Annotated in this window: 13 protein-coding genes and 1 pseudogene; 5 read left to right on the top strand and 9 right to left on the bottom strand. The window is 41.3% G+C overall.

All coding sequences use genetic code 11. From position 1 onward, the window contains the following. Nucleotides 1-83: 83 nt before the first annotated feature. A complete protein-coding gene (locus tag IQ224_RS06885; protein ID WP_194032755.1) occupies nucleotides 84-2,285 on the bottom strand; it encodes an ATP-binding protein in 2,202 nt (733 codons plus the stop codon). Nucleotides 2,286-2,653: 368 nt separating this feature from the next. On the opposite strand from IQ224_RS06885, the gene cobN reads away from it, so the two are divergent. Then, the gene (cobN, locus tag IQ224_RS06880; RefSeq protein ID WP_194032754.1) at nucleotides 2,654-6,295 is read left to right on the top strand and encodes a cobaltochelatase subunit CobN; all 3,642 of its coding nucleotides are present in this window, start codon (nucleotides 2,654-2,656) and stop codon (nucleotides 6,293-6,295) included. A 737-nt stretch (nucleotides 6,296-7,032) separates the two neighbouring features. Here the strand turns inward: cobN and mgtE are convergent. After that, complete coding sequence (gene mgtE, locus IQ224_RS06875) at nucleotides 7,033-8,439, bottom strand: magnesium transporter (RefSeq protein WP_002747656.1); 1,407 nt, start codon at nucleotides 8,437-8,439, stop codon at nucleotides 7,033-7,035. Between the two features lie 187 nt (nucleotides 8,440-8,626). On the opposite strand from mgtE, the pseudogene IQ224_RS24900 reads away from it, so the two are divergent. The 3 genes and pseudogenes from IQ224_RS24900 (at nucleotide 8,627) to IQ224_RS06865 (ending at nucleotide 10,645) form a co-directional block, all read left to right on the top strand. Beyond that, a pseudogene (locus tag IQ224_RS24900) lies at nucleotides 8,627-8,807 on the top strand (hypothetical protein). A gap of 198 nt (nucleotides 8,808-9,005) precedes the next feature. Continuing rightward, nucleotides 9,006-10,058, top strand: coding sequence for a phosphotransferase enzyme family protein (locus IQ224_RS06870; RefSeq protein WP_190537331.1), 1,053 nt, complete (start codon nucleotides 9,006-9,008; stop codon nucleotides 10,056-10,058). A 206-nt stretch (nucleotides 10,059-10,264) separates the two neighbouring features. Then, nucleotides 10,265-10,645, top strand: coding sequence for a hypothetical protein (locus tag IQ224_RS06865; RefSeq protein WP_002747647.1), 381 nt, complete (start codon nucleotides 10,265-10,267; stop codon nucleotides 10,643-10,645). A gap of 9 nt (nucleotides 10,646-10,654) precedes the next feature. On the opposite strand, the gene IQ224_RS06860 is transcribed toward IQ224_RS06865, so the two are convergent. From IQ224_RS06860 to IQ224_RS06850, 3 genes are read right to left on the bottom strand one after another with little or no spacing between them, the layout of a single operon-like run. Beyond that, a complete protein-coding gene (locus tag IQ224_RS06860) occupies nucleotides 10,655-11,146 on the bottom strand; it encodes a DUF29 domain-containing protein (RefSeq protein ID WP_036387316.1) in 492 nt (163 codons plus the stop codon). 13 nt (nucleotides 11,147-11,159) lie between these two features. Beyond that, nucleotides 11,160-11,651 carry a DUF29 domain-containing protein gene (locus IQ224_RS06855; RefSeq protein ID WP_194032753.1) on the bottom strand — a complete coding sequence of 164 codons (492 nt, stop codon included), beginning with the start codon at nucleotides 11,649-11,651 and terminating at the stop codon, nucleotides 11,160-11,162. 10 nt (nucleotides 11,652-11,661) lie between these two features. Beyond that, nucleotides 11,662-12,153 (bottom strand): DUF29 domain-containing protein, encoded by a 492-nt coding sequence (locus IQ224_RS06850; RefSeq protein ID WP_036402562.1) that lies wholly within the window; start codon nucleotides 12,151-12,153, stop codon nucleotides 11,662-11,664. 302 nt (nucleotides 12,154-12,455) lie between these two features. On the opposite strand from IQ224_RS06850, the gene IQ224_RS06845 reads away from it, so the two are divergent. Then, nucleotides 12,456-13,355, top strand: a complete 900-nt coding sequence (locus IQ224_RS06845) for an ROK family protein (protein ID WP_002735729.1) — start codon at nucleotides 12,456-12,458, stop codon at nucleotides 13,353-13,355. Here the strand turns inward: IQ224_RS06845 and IQ224_RS06840 are convergent. From IQ224_RS06840 to IQ224_RS06825, 4 genes are all read right to left on the bottom strand, one after another. Continuing rightward, complete coding sequence (locus IQ224_RS06840; RefSeq protein WP_194032752.1) at nucleotides 13,315-13,572, bottom strand: helix-turn-helix domain-containing protein; 258 nt, start codon at nucleotides 13,570-13,572, stop codon at nucleotides 13,315-13,317. The genes IQ224_RS06845 and IQ224_RS06840 overlap by 41 nt on opposite strands. Next, nucleotides 13,565-13,825, bottom strand: coding sequence for a type II toxin-antitoxin system RelE/ParE family toxin (locus IQ224_RS06835; protein WP_002747633.1), 261 nt, complete (start codon nucleotides 13,823-13,825; stop codon nucleotides 13,565-13,567). The genes IQ224_RS06840 and IQ224_RS06835 overlap by 8 nt, the downstream gene beginning before the upstream one ends. 795 nt (nucleotides 13,826-14,620) lie before the next feature. Further along, nucleotides 14,621-15,082, bottom strand: a complete 462-nt coding sequence (locus IQ224_RS06830; protein ID WP_228036118.1) for a type II restriction endonuclease — start codon at nucleotides 15,080-15,082, stop codon at nucleotides 14,621-14,623. Between the two features lie 51 nt (nucleotides 15,083-15,133). Next, on the bottom strand, nucleotides 15,134-15,374 hold a 241-nt coding region (locus IQ224_RS06825; RefSeq protein WP_194032751.1), incomplete at its 5' end, for a transposase.

The following is a 15,374-nucleotide window of genomic DNA, read 5'->3' as shown; positions in this document are numbered from 1 at the left end:
AAAAGGAAAAGTATTGACCAGATGAAAATTGGTAAAACCCCACACCCTACACCCACCGAAAAACTTTTTGCCGCAAACCCCACTTATAAAGCGGTTAGATAGCGGATTTTTTCCAACAATAGGGAGGGTTGAATCGGTTTGAGCAGATAGTCATCAATGCCATGACGGCCGAGAAAATTAACGCTGATTTCAGGGGTATCATTCAAGATTAGCACTTTACTGGCTTGAGTTTGGCTGGATTTTTTTAAGAGATGACAGAGATGATATATATCGGGCATTTTCCGATCGACAATTATAATACTTGGCTGCACGATCTCAATTTTTTTGATAGCGGAGACACTATCGATTAACCAAATAACTTGATAATGTGCCACCATCAATAACTCACAAATAAGATTGGCAATTTCTTCGTCACTTTCAATTAAAACTACAGTGGGGTGGTGCTGATTAAAATGGGGATTATGCTCTGAGAGTTGCGGTTGAGATTTGGGAGGCTTTTGTTGAGGTAAACGGACGGTAAAAATGGAACCTTTATCTAAGCAAGATTCTACCTCGATCGTGCCGCGATGCAGTTCCACTAATTGTTTAGTTAAAGCCAATCCTAATCCCATACCACCATAACGACGTTTACGGGAGCCATCCAATTGGGTAAATTTTTCAAACAGAAGCGGTATTTTTTGAGCAGGAATGCCGATGCCCGTGTCCTCTACCTGAAAAATGACCTGACTGCCTTCTTTCCACAGTCTCAGCGTGATAGCACCCTGTTCGGGGGTAAATTTCAGGGCATTTTTTAACAAGTACAAAAGTATCTGCTGAACTCGATCATAATCGGCATAAAAATAATGCTCTTTTTCGGTGATTTTCATCTCTAAAATTAGATTAATTTCTTTAATTTCTGCCTCTGTTTTGATAATTTCTAAAACATGATTACAGAGATATTTTAGCGAAAATTGTTTAATATCTAAAACAGCTTTTCCTGCCGAAACTTGCGAGAAATTAAGCAAGTCATTAATTAATTCTAATAGTTTATTGCCGTTATCCTGAATCACTTGTAGATAGTGTTTTTGTTTGTCGGGAGGTAAAAAATTACTGGCTGCCGAGCATTTTTGCAGGGTACTGGACAAACCGATAATACAAGTTAGGGGAGTTAATAACTCATGACTCATATTATTTAAAAATTCACTTTTGCAGAGGTTAGCGGCTTCTGCGGCCATTAAAGTATCTTGTAATTCTTGGGTTCTTTCTATTACCCGGCACTCAAAAATATCTTTTTGTTCCTGGACTTGGGAATATAATTGCGCTTGATAGATAGCGATGGCGAGATGTTCCCCAATCTGACCTAAAAATTTCTTTTCCTGCGGCAACCATTGGCGTTTTTCTCCACATTGATGGGCAATTAATAAACCCCACAATTCTTCTTGTACCACAATCGGGGCGATTAATTTTGATCGCACTTGGTGTTGTCGCAAAAATTCCGACAAACAGAAGGAAGAAGAATAGTTAACATCCACATCATCCACGGCCAGAATTAATCCTCGACGATACTTTTCCTTATATTGGGGAATATAAGAAAAACAATCGTCTTCGGGGGTTAAATTTAACACCGAATTTATCTGGTCGGAAATGCGCGACTCGGAAGTTATTTTTCCCTTTCCCTCACCAGTACCAAGGAAAAATTGATAAATTAACAATCGGTCCACTTGCAGAAACTCCCGCGCTTCCCTGACCACGGTTTCCAGAATCACCGGTAACTCCAGACTCTGACGAATTTGGGTGATGACTTGGTTTAATAATCTTTCCTGTTCGATTTGTTGGGATAGGGCCGCTTCTACCGGTTGACAAACAGAGAAGACGCGGGGACAACCCCCCTCAGCAGCCGGAGAAGAAATTATCGAGAGAATTTTGACTAAAATTTTATTTTGAAAACTGCTGACATTAATGGACAGAGGCAGATTTAAAATTTGATAACCCTGCTCAATTTTCGTGTGGTGGAGAGACTTGACAGCCAGTCCTTGCAGAAAATTTTTAATCGTGTTCGCTTCAAAACTAATGCGGACTTCGTACTGAAAATTATGCCCTTGGGGACTGGCTAACAATAAAGCTTGTAGGTCAGTGGAAAGCAAGAGTTGATAGATTTCCCCTGTCTGTAGGGGAATATCTCTTTCACTGAGACTAATCCTCGGCCCTGTTACCTGTATTGCCAACTGTCCCCACCAAGAACGAATTTGTTCGAGGTGAGTAGATGACAACACTTGACAGCAAACATAAGCGGGAGAAGCGTTCATTTATCAGTTATCATTTATCAGTTATCATTTATCAGTTATCAGAAGGCAGCAGATAGAGTGGTCGGGTTTTGGGGTGTTGAGGTCTTGGGGTGTTCGGTTTTTGGGGTGTTAGGGTGTTAGGGTTTTAGTTGAAATTCCCCCACTTCCCCACTTCCCCACTTCCCACTTCCCAAACCCTAGTTATCAGTAAGGGGACTGGGGTTTGGGTTTTGGTCAAGTTTTCTTAATCCCTATTCCCTATTCCCTATTCCCTGTTCTTTAAATTGCCGCAGACAGATATAATCATCTCTATCTACCTAAGAATGATCCCTCGATCGAGACCCTGATTCTCAAAACCTAATCATTATTTAACCTGACTCTCAAAACTTATGCACCGTATTGCTCCCCAAGCGGGTGGTTGGACAGCAGATACCGAAGGGGTGATTATTATTGACCAAAATCCGGCCCCGATTGTTCTCCTCACCATGGCTGATACCGATATTCAAACTCTAGCGGCAGCTATCGACCATCTACCGGACAATTTTCCCGCAATTCGCGCCCTGAATTTATCCCAGTTACAGCAGCAATACAGTATCGATAACTATGGGGACAAGGTACTATCCCAAGCAAGAGTGATTATTCTTCGCTTATTGGGGGGACGGGGGAGTTGGTCCTACGGGTTGGAAGTAGTTAAGGAAATTGTCGAGGAAACCGGTGCGACTTTATTTGTCCTCCCGGGAGAGGATAAACCGGATTTAGAGTTGATGAGTCATTCCACTGCTTCCCTGACTATTGTTAACCAGCTATGGTGCTATTTCACGGAAGCAGGGATAGATAACTGGATTAATGCTGCTAAATTTATCGCGCATACCTGTCTCCATCTCGACTATCCTCCCTCTCCTCCTCAGGTTGTCCCTAGGTTGGGAATCTATTCCCAGACAACCCTATCCCAACCCCAAGCACGGACTTGGATACTTTTCTATCGTTCCCATTATCTCGCGGGTAATACCAAAGCTATCGATGCTTTAATCAGCGCTTTCACCCAAAGAAATATGGAAACTGTCCCTATCTTTCTCTCCTCTCTGCGGGAAATTGAAGTGCAAGAGGAACTATTAACCCTCTTTTCCCACCATCCCCCAGACCTAATTCTCGATACCACTAGCTTCTCTATCCAGCGACCGGAAGACAAACAAAATCATCACTTCTGGCAGTCCCTCAATAAACCCATCTTCCAAGTAATCCTCAGCAGCAGCAGTTTAGAAGCTTATCAACAGGGTTATCAAGGTCTTTCCCCCCGGGATGTGGCCATGAATATCGCTTTACCAGAAATGGATGGCAAAATTATCACCCGTGCTATTTCCTTTAAATCTGTCCTCACCCGACATCCCAAACTAGAAACGGAAATAGTTATCTATCAACCCCTCCCCCACCGGGTTGATTTTGTCGCTGATTTAACCGCAAACTATTGTCAACTCTCCTCCCTTCCCAACTCCCAGAAAAAAATTGCCCTCATTTTCCCCAACTATCCCAATAAGGATGGTCGTATCGCTAACGGAGTCGGTTTAGATACTCCCGCTAGTGGTTTGGAAATTCTTCGCGCATTACAAACCCAAGGTTATACCCTCACCGACCTCCCCGACCATAGCGACGAATTAATGCGATTGCTTATTTCTGGTATCACTAATGACCTGGAGACAAGGGAATTAAAACCTATCTATCAATCTCTCTCCCTAGAAGCATATCTAGATTATTTCTCCTCCCTTCCCCCCGATAATCAAAGCGCTCTCCTTGACCGTTGGGGACATCCAGACGGAGATTTTCCTATCCCGGGCCTCCAGTTAGGTAATGTCTTTATCGGTATTCAACCTTCTCGCGGTTATGACCTTGACCCGACTCTTAATTATCATTCCCCCGACCTGGAACCTACCCACAGCTATCTCGCTTTTTACCATTGGTTACGACAGGAATTTCAAGTCACTGCTGTGATTAATCTTGGTAAACACGGCAATTTAGAATGGCTACCCGGGAAGAGTCTCGCTCTTTCTCCCCATTGTTATCCCGAAATTGCTTTCTCGTCGCTGCCGAATTTTTATCCTTTTATTGTCAATGACCCCGGAGAAGGTTCCAACGCTAAAAGACGTTCCCAAGCTGTTATCATCGACCATCTCACTCCCCCGATGACGCGAGCGGAATTGTATGGGGATTGGGAAAAGTTAGAGTCTCTCATCGATGAATATTATCAGGCAGAATCTCTTGATCCTTCTCGTTTAGCTCTGATTCGCGAGCGGATTAACGATCTGGTGGCGAAAACTAATCTCGATCGAGAGCTAGGCACGATCTCGCGTAGCGAGCGCGTTGCGACCAACGCTTCCTTTGGTCAATTTCTCACCCTCGTGGATGGTTATCTCTGTGAACTCAAGGAAGCACAAATCCGCGACGGTTTACATATCTTCGGTCAATGTCCCCAGGGTCAGCAGTTAATTGATTTAATCCAATCGATCGCTCGTTCTCCTAGTCCCGACCGCCCCGGTTTAACCCGTTCCCTTGCCCTTGACCTCCATCTCGACTGCGACCCCCTGACGGAATATAACGATACTACTACTTATCTGGAAAGTCTCGCTCAGGATTTAATTAGCCAGAAAATTGAACCTCTAGGCGAAAATACGGCAAAAGAATTGGTTTGGCTAGAAAATCAGTTAATTCCTGCTTTAAAACAAACCCCCGATGAACTTACCTATCTCTTAAAAGGTCTCGCTGGCCAATACGTCCCCAGTGGTGCTTCTGGCGCTCCTACCCGCGGCCGTCCTGATGTTCTCCCCACCGGCAGAAATTTCTATTCTGTCGATACCCGCGCAATCCCCACAGAAACCGCGTGGGAAGTGGGAAGAAAGGCCGCAGAGGCACTAATTGAACGTTATACCCAAGAAAATGGCGAATATCCCCGCACTTTGGCGATTTCTATCTGGGGAACTTCGACGATGAGAAATAGTGGCGAAGATGTGGCCGAAGCCATGGCTTTACTGGGAATTCGTCCCCTTTGGGATGGTTTTTTCCGTCGGGTGGTCGGGTTTGAAATCCTTACCCCGTCTAGCTTAGGCCGTCCTCGCATTGATGTGACCGTTCGGGTATCGGGCTTTTTTAGGGACAGTTTCCCCAGCATACTACATCTTCTTAATTCTGGCATAAATGCGGTAGCTTGTCAAGAGGAAGAGGAAAAAATTAATCCTTTAGCGGCGAAAGTCAAGACAGAGAGGGAGTTTTGGCTAAATCAGGGCTTAGGAGAAAAAGAGGCGAAACTGAGAGCTACTGCCAGAATCTTTGGCTGCAAACCGGGTGCTTACGGGGCCGGTTTACAGGGGTTAATCGAGTCACAAAACTGGCAAAATGATCAAGACTTAGCTAATGCTTATATTAACTGGAGTTGTTATGCCTATGATAGTCAAGGAACTGCCCATTCTTTACCAGAAGTATTGAGAAATAGACTGCAAGAATTAGAGATAGTGCTGCACAATCAGGACAATCGAGAACACGATATTTTCGACTCCGATGACTACTATCAGTTTCAAGGCGGCTTAACTGCCAGTGTCCGGGCATTAACTGGCAAAAATCCCGTCACCTATTTTGGTGATCATTCCCGACCGGAAAATCCCCGCATCAGAACCCTAGAGGAAGAAATTCGCCGGGTTTACCGTTCGCGAGTAGTGAACCCCAAATGGATAGCGGGAGTGATGCGACACGGCTATAAAGGCGCTTTTGAGATGGCTGCAACCGTAGATTATATTTTTGCCTACTCTGCCACTACTCACCTAGTGGAGGATTTTATCTATCAGGGAGTAGCCGAAGCTTATTTATTTGACGAGAAGGTACAACAATTTATTCAGGAGAAAAACCCCTGGGCATTGCGAGATATGGCCGAAAGATTATTAGAGGCTCAACAACGGGGATTATGGACCCAGGTGGACCAGAAAACTTTAGATCGATTGAGAGCAATTGTCCATGAGGCTGAAGGAGCGATCGAATCGGGTCAGTAATTAGACCTCTGGCAAAAATCAAAAATCTGACCTTAGGTGAGGAGTTAGTAGCCAGTAGTCAGTAGTCAGGAGAATTAAGAATGAGCATTAATCAATTAAATGCTCTATCTAGGGATTTTATGCAATTTTATGCCTATTTTTCTCATTTTTGAACTCTCAAAAATTAATTAGGCAAGAACTCTATTAATAACCGCTCTAGAATCAGTCTATACTATATATTCTCCGGGGAGAAATTGCTCAAATTACGGCTCTCTTATTCTTTGTGTGATCAGTTTAACTTATAAGTACCTAAGCAAAATTAATTACACATATCTAACCACTTCTTGCCTCCTGCCTCTTGCCTTTTGCCTATCTTGACTAGGAAATTAATTTTGCACGACTACTTATAAGTACCTAAGCAAAATTAGTTACACATTTCGATAAAGCTTTTGCCTTTTGCCTATCTTGACTAGGAAATTAATTTTGCACGACTACTTATAGTAGTGATCGATCTTTGTGTCCTCTGTGTCTCTGTGGTTCCTTCCGCGCGCTCGCCAGCAGGACTGTATCTTAGAATACATTTTACCCACCAAACCTAAGAGAGCCAAATTACTTTAGTAATGAGAAACGGGACTAAATAATGGCTGGAATTGAGGGATTGAGGATTAAAAATTATCGAGCGCTCAAAGATATAACTCTGGGGAAATTATGGAACGCCAATTCAGACTTAAATCGGCCTAATGTTTTTGACTTGCCCATCAATTTCTCAAGCTTTCCTTTAGGATTAATTGAGCAATACTGAAATAAATAAAAATTCCTAAAACATCAACCACTGTCGTAATAAAAGGAGCAGACATTAAAGCAGGATCGAATCCCATTTTGTTAAAGACAAAAGGTAATGCTGTACCTGTTGTCGCTGCAATAATTGAGATAGCAATTAAACTAATTCCCACTATAAAACCAATCTCTGGTTTACCTAAGAATACAAAAATCATGGCAATTACAATGACGGCTAAAATTATTCCTAATAATCCCCCTGTTATTAACTCTTTCACAATAATTGAAAGCGGTTTTTTATCTCTTAATTCATCGGTACTTAATCCCCTAATAACAACGGTTGATGACTGTGCACCTATATTTCCCCCTGCATCAATTAATAATGGCGTAAAAAAGGCTAAGGCAACTACTTCTTCTAATACTTCCTCAAAATTACTCATTAAAAAAACTGTTCCAGAATTCGTGATTAATAAAATTAATAACCAGGGTATTCGTTTTTTTGTGATTTTATACAAGCCCAATTTAAAGTAATTTGGATCATCGGATTCCGTGTTAATTGCTCCCATTTTATAAATATCTTCAGTTGCTTCTTCCTCTAAAATGTCGATGACATCATCTACCGTAACTACCCCTAATAAGTTTTCATCTTTATCAACAATTGGCAAAGCTAATAAATCATAGCGTTGAATCAATTTAGCGACTTCTTCTTGGTCTGTATCGGTATAGGCATAAATAATATTTCTGTTCATAATTTCAGAAATTATGGCTTCTGGTTTAGCAACAATTAAATCTTTTAAAGATAAGGTTCCTTGTAATCTCTTGTTATTATCTGTCACATAGATATAGTAAGCCACTTCAATTTTATCGGCTAAATTTCTGATTTTAGCTTGGGCTTCATTAGCGGTAATAGTTTCTTTAACATAGATATATTTCGGGGTCATAATTCGCCCTGCTGTATCAGCAGAATACCCGAACAATAAAGCATTTAACTCTCTTTCTTCAGGGGATAATTGAGCTACTAAAGTCCTCGCTAATTGAGGAGGTAACTCATCAAATAACTTGACTCGATCATCAGGAGACATATTATTAATAATTTCATTTGCTTCCGCATTTTTAAACTTTTCGATTAATAAATATTGGGTATTTCTATCTAAATGTTCATAAACGTCAATGGCTTGAGATTTATTTAAAAGTCGGAAAGCAATGATTTGTAGGGTTTTAGGTAAGTCCGCGATCGCTTCTGCTATATCCACGGAAGCCACAGGAATTAATAGAGTTTTAACTGCGTCATAATTTTGGGCTTCTAAAAAAATGAGTAACTGATTTGTGATAACATCTCTTAGGTCACTCTTAGAGCCTTTGGGAAAGTCGATTTCAGTGTTATTCATAATTGATAATTGGGTAAGGTAACTAAAAAGGGAAGCTCGAAAAATTGATGGAGGAGACAAAAGGATTGTAAGCGAAGAAAGTAGGGTGGCACAAGCGAACGAACGAACCAAGCTGATTCCGCTTCTTGAAAAGCTAGATTAAAAAAGCTCAATCAACAGAAAGACTTTCGGCTCTTCTAGGTTCTGTGTGATCAGTTTAACTTACAATACGATCGATCAATCTTTGTGTCTTTGTGGTTCGTTCCATCCCCCCGCTAGGAGGAATGTATCTTAGAATACATTTTACCCACCAAACCCAAGAGAGCCGACTTTCTCCCGGGACTGAATTAGATACAGCGTTTCTGATCAAGAAGTGTAAACTAATTTGATATTAACAACCTACTACTCAAAACGAAAACTTCCCATCTCACCACTCGGATAACTGCTGTGGGTAGTGAAAACTCAAATCTGATCACCGTCAGAGGAATGTAGCGAAATATACGGAGCGATCAAACCGATTTGTAATATATGTGGCCTATAAAATAGGATGATGCGAGCGTTGTCCACACTTGCATCGGGAGGGAACCGTGACGACTTTTCTGGCTTCGCTCAATTTACTGCCTTCTAGTTCTCCCGCTGCCAATTTTCGCACTGGAGAATGGACTTTTCCCACACTCTACTCCACTCTGGCTCCCGCTGCCCTAGCAGATTTGGTTTTTTCTCGTTACGAGATTGATATGCCGAAAAATTGTCAATTTTGGCATCGGGGTTTAAGTGATGTGTATCTCCTCGAAACCCTGACAACTCCCTACATTTTGCGCGTATCTCACTGCCATTGGCGCAGCAAAATGGAAATCGACTTCGAGTTAGAATTATTAGATTATCTCGATCGCTCTCAGGTTCCCGTCGCCGCGCCAATTCGCAGCAAAAACGGTGATTTATCCCTAGAAATTAATGCTCCGGAAGGGAAACGTTACGCCGTCCTCTTTCCCTATGCTCCTGGGGGAATTGCTATTGGGGATATGGATATAGAACAAGCCTATCATTTAGGGGCGATCGTAGCTAATTTACATCGGGTGACGGCAGATTTTCAACCCCTAGCCTATCGTCATCCCCTCAACCTCAAATATCTTCTCGAGGATTCCCTGCAAATTATCGCACCTTTTCTGCACCAACGACCGAGGGACCTAGACTGTGTTTTAGAAACCATTGGGGAAATAGAGGAAGAAACCGCCAAATTACCGACAGAATCTCCCTATTGGAGTATTTGTTGGGGCGATCCTCATAGTGGTAATGTGCATATCACCCCTGATAATCAGATGACCCTATTTGATTTCGATCAGTGCGGTTATGGTTGGCGAGTTTTTGATATCGCTAAATTTTTGCAAGTTTCCCTACAATCCGGCTTAAATCGCCAGATTCGCCACAGTTTTATCCAAGGTTACGAGCAAACAGTGCCTTTAACCCATGGTGAATTATCTTGTCTTCAGTATCTCACCCAAGCGGCCTATATTTGGTCTTGGTCAATTAGCTTAAATAACCTGCGTTTAACCGATTATAGTCGTCTCTGTGCTAATTATTTTAGTAGCCGTTTAGCTATTCTCAAACGTTTAAGAACCCAAGAATGGGAATTATTCTAAGCAGCCTTAATCCTGTTGGTGACAGCAGTCCCTAACTAACCAAGATCAACTTTCTGGCTGGTCAATGGCCAAACGAGGTATCGATCCCTGTATGCTGGTAAGTATAGATAATCACTGGGTAAAGACTTTCTTCTCCATCTGCCAAAAGTGAAGCAAGCTTTACCGCTCTTGAATAGTCTCTCACAGCCTTACAGACAGATGGTATTATGTCCAGAAGAAAGAAGAAGTTTCCCTGTGGTCACAAGGGTTATGGCCAAGTCTGCCATCATTGCGCTCAACTAGATGCCGCTTGGGAAGAAAGAAAACGTCAAAAAAATGCTTGGGAAGCCACTTTTTCCCAGGATCCGATCGATCTGCGGGAATTACCGAAAAATGTGGTACTTAAAGCTAGGGAAATCCTGCAAGGATTGCAAAATCACCGCAATTATCGAGATTTCCACGGTAAACGATTGCGACACGATCGCTTTATTATCAGTATCCCCGTTACCCGCAATTATCGCCTCATCTGTCGCGACCACGGCAATCTTCTCGTCCCAGAGGCGGTGATCTCTCACGAGGACTATAATGTCTGTAAACCGGGTAGGTGAAGCTAATCTTTAGTTCACCTCGGAAGATTTATCCCTGTTTATATCTCCCCAATCCGGCAACCAATTTTCATCGAGAATCTCCTCTAGATTAGCTAACACTTCCCCAGGGAAAATACTGGCATCTAATTTGGTTTCGTCAATAAGCAGATTGCGAGCATCGAGATAACATTTTGCTAAAATTTCCCTTAAATAGGACTTTAAACTGGGACTATCTGCTAAAAGATCAGCAATTTGTAGGCGAAAATTCCTGATTTCTTTTTTCCATCCCGCTTGGTTGTAATCTCGTTGGGATTGCCAGTAGGTTAACTTCAGTAAATGTTCTAGAAGTCGAGTTAAGAGACTCTTAAGCGCTCGTCGATTATTTTTTCCCAAATCTGCTAACTCCTCTAATAAATTCGGCCAATCTACCGCTTGAAAATCCCCCCGACGCAATTGGTTGATAGTGGACTCTAACCAAAGTTGATAATCGCTATCGTAAAGATTTGGGATGGTAATATTCATGATTTTTTACTCCTTAATTGCACTGTTCAGAATCCTTGCTGATAGCTGCCCAATCCGGCAGCCAATTTTCATCGAGAATCTCCTCTAGATTAGCTAAAACTTCCCCAGGGAAAATACTGGCATCTAATTGGGTTATATCAATAATTATCTCCCGAGCATCGCTGTAACATTCCTCAAGTATCTCGCATAAATAGGGTTTGAGACTGGGACTATCTCTCAGTAATTTCTTGATTTGTTTCCGAAAGGTTCTAATTTCCCCTTTCCATCCTGCTTGATTATAATCTCGTTGGGATTGCCAGTAAGTTAACTTCAGTAAATGTTCTAAAAGTCGAGTTAATAAACTTTCTAATGCTCGTCGTTCACTTTTCCCCAAATCTGCCAACTCCTCTAATAAATTCTGCCAATCTACCGCTTGAAAATCGCCTTGACGCAATTGGTTGATAGTGTTTTCTAACCAAAGTTGATAATCGCTATCGTAGAGATTTGAAATGGTCATATTCATCATTTTTTACTCCTTAATTGCACTGTTCAGAATCCTTGCTGATAGCTTCCCAATCCGGCAGCCAATTTTGATCGAGAATCTCCTCTAGATTAGCTAACACTTCCAGAGGGAAAATACTAGCATCTAATTCGGTTTCGTCAATAAGCAGATTGCGAGCATCGAGATAACATTCCTGCAAAATTTCTCTTAAATAGAGCTTTAAACTGGGACTCTCTTTAAGAATTTTTTTGATCTGAATCCGAAAATTGCGAATTTCTTTTTTCCATCCAGCTTGATTATAATCCCGTTGGGATTGCCAGTAAGTTAACTTCAGTAAATGTTCTAAAAGTCGAGTTAATAAACTTTCTAATGTTCGTCGTTCACTTTTCCCCAAATCTGCCAACTCCTCTAATAAATTTTGCCAATCTACCGATTGAAAATCCCCCTGACGCAATTGGTTGATAGTATTTTCTACCCAAAGTTGATAATCGCTATCGTAGAGATTTGAAATAGTAATATTCATCATTTTAAGTAGCTGGTTATAATTAAATTAAAAATGGATTTTAGCTTCGATCCCCCCTGCCCCCCCTTAATCCCCCCTTAATAAGGGGGCATCTGATAATTTTTAACACCTACCTAACTTAAAAATGGAGAAAAATCAGGAAATAAGCTGCAGGCATCTAAACTATAGAAGAAATTTGGGGCTAATCAATCAGCTAGTTTTGCCAGTTTAGCCGAATTATCCTCTCGATCACATCTAACTGCGAAAAAAACCGCCAAAAAGAGTGATAATAAACCTACCTATTCCCAGAGTAACAGGAAAGCCCGATGGTGAAAACAGTCATAGGTGTCGATTTAGGTGGAACCGCTATTAAAATTGGTAAATTTGACCAGGAGGGCAATTGTCTCGAATCTCTCAGCTTGCCCACTCCCCAACCCGCTACACCCAAAGAAGTCGCCCTTACCATACATCAAGGCATTTGTCAAGTAAATTTAGATAAAAGTTGTCAAGCCATCGGTGTGGGAGCGCCGGGTCCGACGGATGCTCAGGGAAGAATTGCCAAAATAGCGATTAATTTGGCAGGATGGCGGGATATTCCCCTGGCCGATTGGTTAGAAGAAAGCACGGGAATGCCGACAATTTTAGCCAATGATGCCAATTGTGCCGGTTTGGGAGAAGCTTGGTTAGGAGCGGGCAAACGCTTTCAAAACTTGATCCTGTTAACTTTGGGGACGGGAGTAGGAGGGGCAATTATCCTCGATGGTAACTTATTTGTGGGCAGCAAGGGAACGGCCGCAGAATTAGGCTTAATAACCCTCAATTTTGACGGTCCATTGTGCAATAGCGGTAATCAGGGTTCCTTGGAACAGTACGCCTCCCTGCAAGCTATTCGCCGGATGACTGGCAAAGAACCGAAGCAATTGGCAGAATTGGCCGAAAAAGGCGATCAAGGGGCTTTACAATTTTGGCAGGGTTACGGTTGTTTACTGGGGGCTGGTATCGCCAGTTTACTCTATGTTCTCACCCCAGAGGCGGTAATTATCGGCGGCGGTATTAGTGCCAGTGCTAAGTTTTTCTTTCCCTCTCTCCTCACAGAAATCGAAAGACGGGTTTTACCTAGTTCCAGAGAAGGATTAGAGGTGTTAACGGCTGAGTTAGGTAATCGCGCTGGCATGGTGGGGGCTGCTAAATTAGCTTGGCAATTAATCGACCTTCCCAGAAAGTAGAAATACCGACAGATTCCACATTCTCTTCTAGGTTGAAAACTGTTGCTTTATCCCAATTTAACTTAGGCGCTAATTCTTCCTGGGTCAGTCCAGCTTCTTCTCTTGCCTGCGCTAATATAACTCCCAGCTTGAAACTGAGATAACCAAACTCGAAGCCTTGGGAAAATTGACTGTCAGTTTGTTTTCTTCTGTTAATATATTGTTCCACATCACTCATCGTCGAATCTCCTGTTTAAGTAGTCTCGTTTTCGTTGCTGTGCCAAATTAATCTCTTGGGATGGTGTTTTTTGAGTATTTTTGGCAAATCCGTTCGTTAAAATAATTAAATCATTTTCTCCAAAAAAGCCCAGCAGACGGAATATATTATTGCCAACCTGAACTCTCACTTCCCAAATATCATCAGTATTTACTAATTTTTTAAGGTATTGACTCGGTACAGAATCTAACTCCTGAATTAAGCGTAAAACCAAACTTTTTGAGCTTGTTTTCCAGACAGAGAATTTAAAAAATCTTCAACGGGGCTGGCTCCTGACTGGGTACGATAGAAAACAATCTCTTTCATATAATAATCAGTTTAAGGAAACATTTCAATATTTTAGCGATCGCATTTCCTTCGGAGTGTAGTGATTCCATATCGCCAGGCATTGGTGGTGTATTATTTTACATCGTCATCCAATAATCCTGAAAATCCCAAAATCGCTGAAAATCCTGATGCTGACAAGGAAGTAGCGCAGATACTAGCGTCAGCCATGAGGGAGAGAAATGTAAAGATTTATTAAATTGTAGCTTTTAATACAGTTATTTAGGTGTAAATGTGTATGACTTTGCTATCTGCCTTCTGTACTGGGTTGGGTTGTTGCTTTACTTGGGTGCTATAGGGCGATCGCACTTAAAATATTTAGCAAAAAAGAGAAGTTAGAATGCTCAAAAACTTAGCCGCCATTTCTACTCTAGTCATTCCTTTTTTATTTTTTCCGACTCAAGCTCAAGCGAGCGTTGCTTTACAAAGCTTTACGGTTAATTCAACGAATTCACTCAGTTAGTTGAGGGAGTTTTATTTTTTGCCTGTGCTTCTACTTATTAAATTTTATTAATTAATTGCTCAAAAGTAGTTTATTGTGGTAGAAAAAGATTTTTTGGATCGATAGGGTAAAATTTAATAAATATTGTAATTCTATACCATAACGTAAGTTAATTACAGCAGTTATCTTAATGGTGAGATAACTTCTTTATTTGAGGGGTGATTTTCTAGATATTAATTAAGCTTAAAGATGGCATAGCCAACGCATAATTGAAACCAGTTGATTATCATTGGTTAAGTTAGCGGCATTGGTGAGTTTTTTCGTCTCTAATTGCTGATAAATTTCCCTGGCCATTTTTGTTTCAATAGCAGCGCCGATAAAAAAAGTATAAGGATGCTTAGATATTTTTCTAAAAGCATCATCAATTCTCTGCAAAGCAGTACGAGCAGTTTTCCAATGTTCATCTGATCCTGCGGGATCAATCCCACCTTTCAATTCTCCCAAAGCAATGTATAAATCAGCAGATTGTAAGGTTTGTTTTTTGATTTTTTGATTAGCTAATTGCGTCGAATCACATTTTAAAAGGCACAAATCAATATTGTTGTTATTAACAATGGGAACATTGACATTATAAATTATTGTTCTTGGTTGGCTGTTATTTAACCAGCTAACACCTCTAACCAAGATTTCTAGATTAGGTGTCATTTCTTCAGCTGCTCTCCATTGATTAGGCTCTTCGTTACTCTTTATGCTAAATCAACATACAAGATGCCAAGATAACATACTTCTAACCCAAAAATTCCGAAAGTTTCTAAAGCCATAGCCTCTCCGTTTTATTAGTTTAAGTTTATTGTTGATTCCCTCGACCACCCCATTCGTTGTCCTTCGCTCGAAATAACTAATTATTTCTCCAAACCAGTTTCGGATTGTTTGACAACTCTTAGTAAAAACACTGGAGGATTTTGCCAACCATTCCGAGATGGATAGCATTCCCTCT

The sequence above is a fragment of the Microcystis sp. LEGE 00066 genome, from assembly GCF_015207925.1.
GTDB lineage: Bacteria > Cyanobacteriota > Cyanobacteriia > Cyanobacteriales > Microcystaceae > Microcystis > Microcystis ichthyoblabe_A.
This window is presented reverse-complemented; position numbering and strand designations above follow the sequence as displayed.

Excerpts from the sequence above, each read along its gene's own strand:
- IQ224_RS06860 (WP_036387316.1), bottom strand. The coding sequence starts at position 11,146 with ATGAATATTACCATCCCAAATCTTTACGATAGCGATTATCAACTTTGG.
- IQ224_RS06840 (WP_194032752.1), bottom strand. The coding sequence starts at position 13,572 with ATGAGTGATGTGGAACAATATATTAACAGAAGAAAACAAACTGACAGT.
- IQ224_RS06845 (WP_002735729.1), top strand. The coding sequence starts at position 12,456 with ATGGTGAAAACAGTCATAGGTGTCGATTTAGGTGGAACCGCTATTAAA.
- cobN (WP_194032754.1), top strand. The coding sequence starts at position 2,654 with ATGCACCGTATTGCTCCCCAAGCGGGTGGTTGGACAGCAGATACCGAA.
- IQ224_RS06855 (WP_194032753.1), bottom strand. The coding sequence starts at position 11,651 with ATGATGAATATGACCATTTCAAATCTCTACGATAGCGATTATCAACTT.
- IQ224_RS06885 (WP_194032755.1), bottom strand. The coding sequence starts at position 2,285 with ATGAACGCTTCTCCCGCTTATGTTTGCTGTCAAGTGTTGTCATCTACT.
- mgtE (WP_002747656.1), bottom strand. The coding sequence starts at position 8,439 with ATGAATAACACTGAAATCGACTTTCCCAAAGGCTCTAAGAGTGACCTA.
- IQ224_RS06830 (WP_228036118.1), bottom strand. The coding sequence starts at position 15,082 with ATGACACCTAATCTAGAAATCTTGGTTAGAGGTGTTAGCTGGTTAAAT.
- IQ224_RS06850 (WP_036402562.1), bottom strand. The coding sequence starts at position 12,153 with ATGATGAATATTACTATTTCAAATCTCTACGATAGCGATTATCAACTT.
- IQ224_RS06865 (WP_002747647.1), top strand. The coding sequence starts at position 10,265 with ATGTCCAGAAGAAAGAAGAAGTTTCCCTGTGGTCACAAGGGTTATGGC.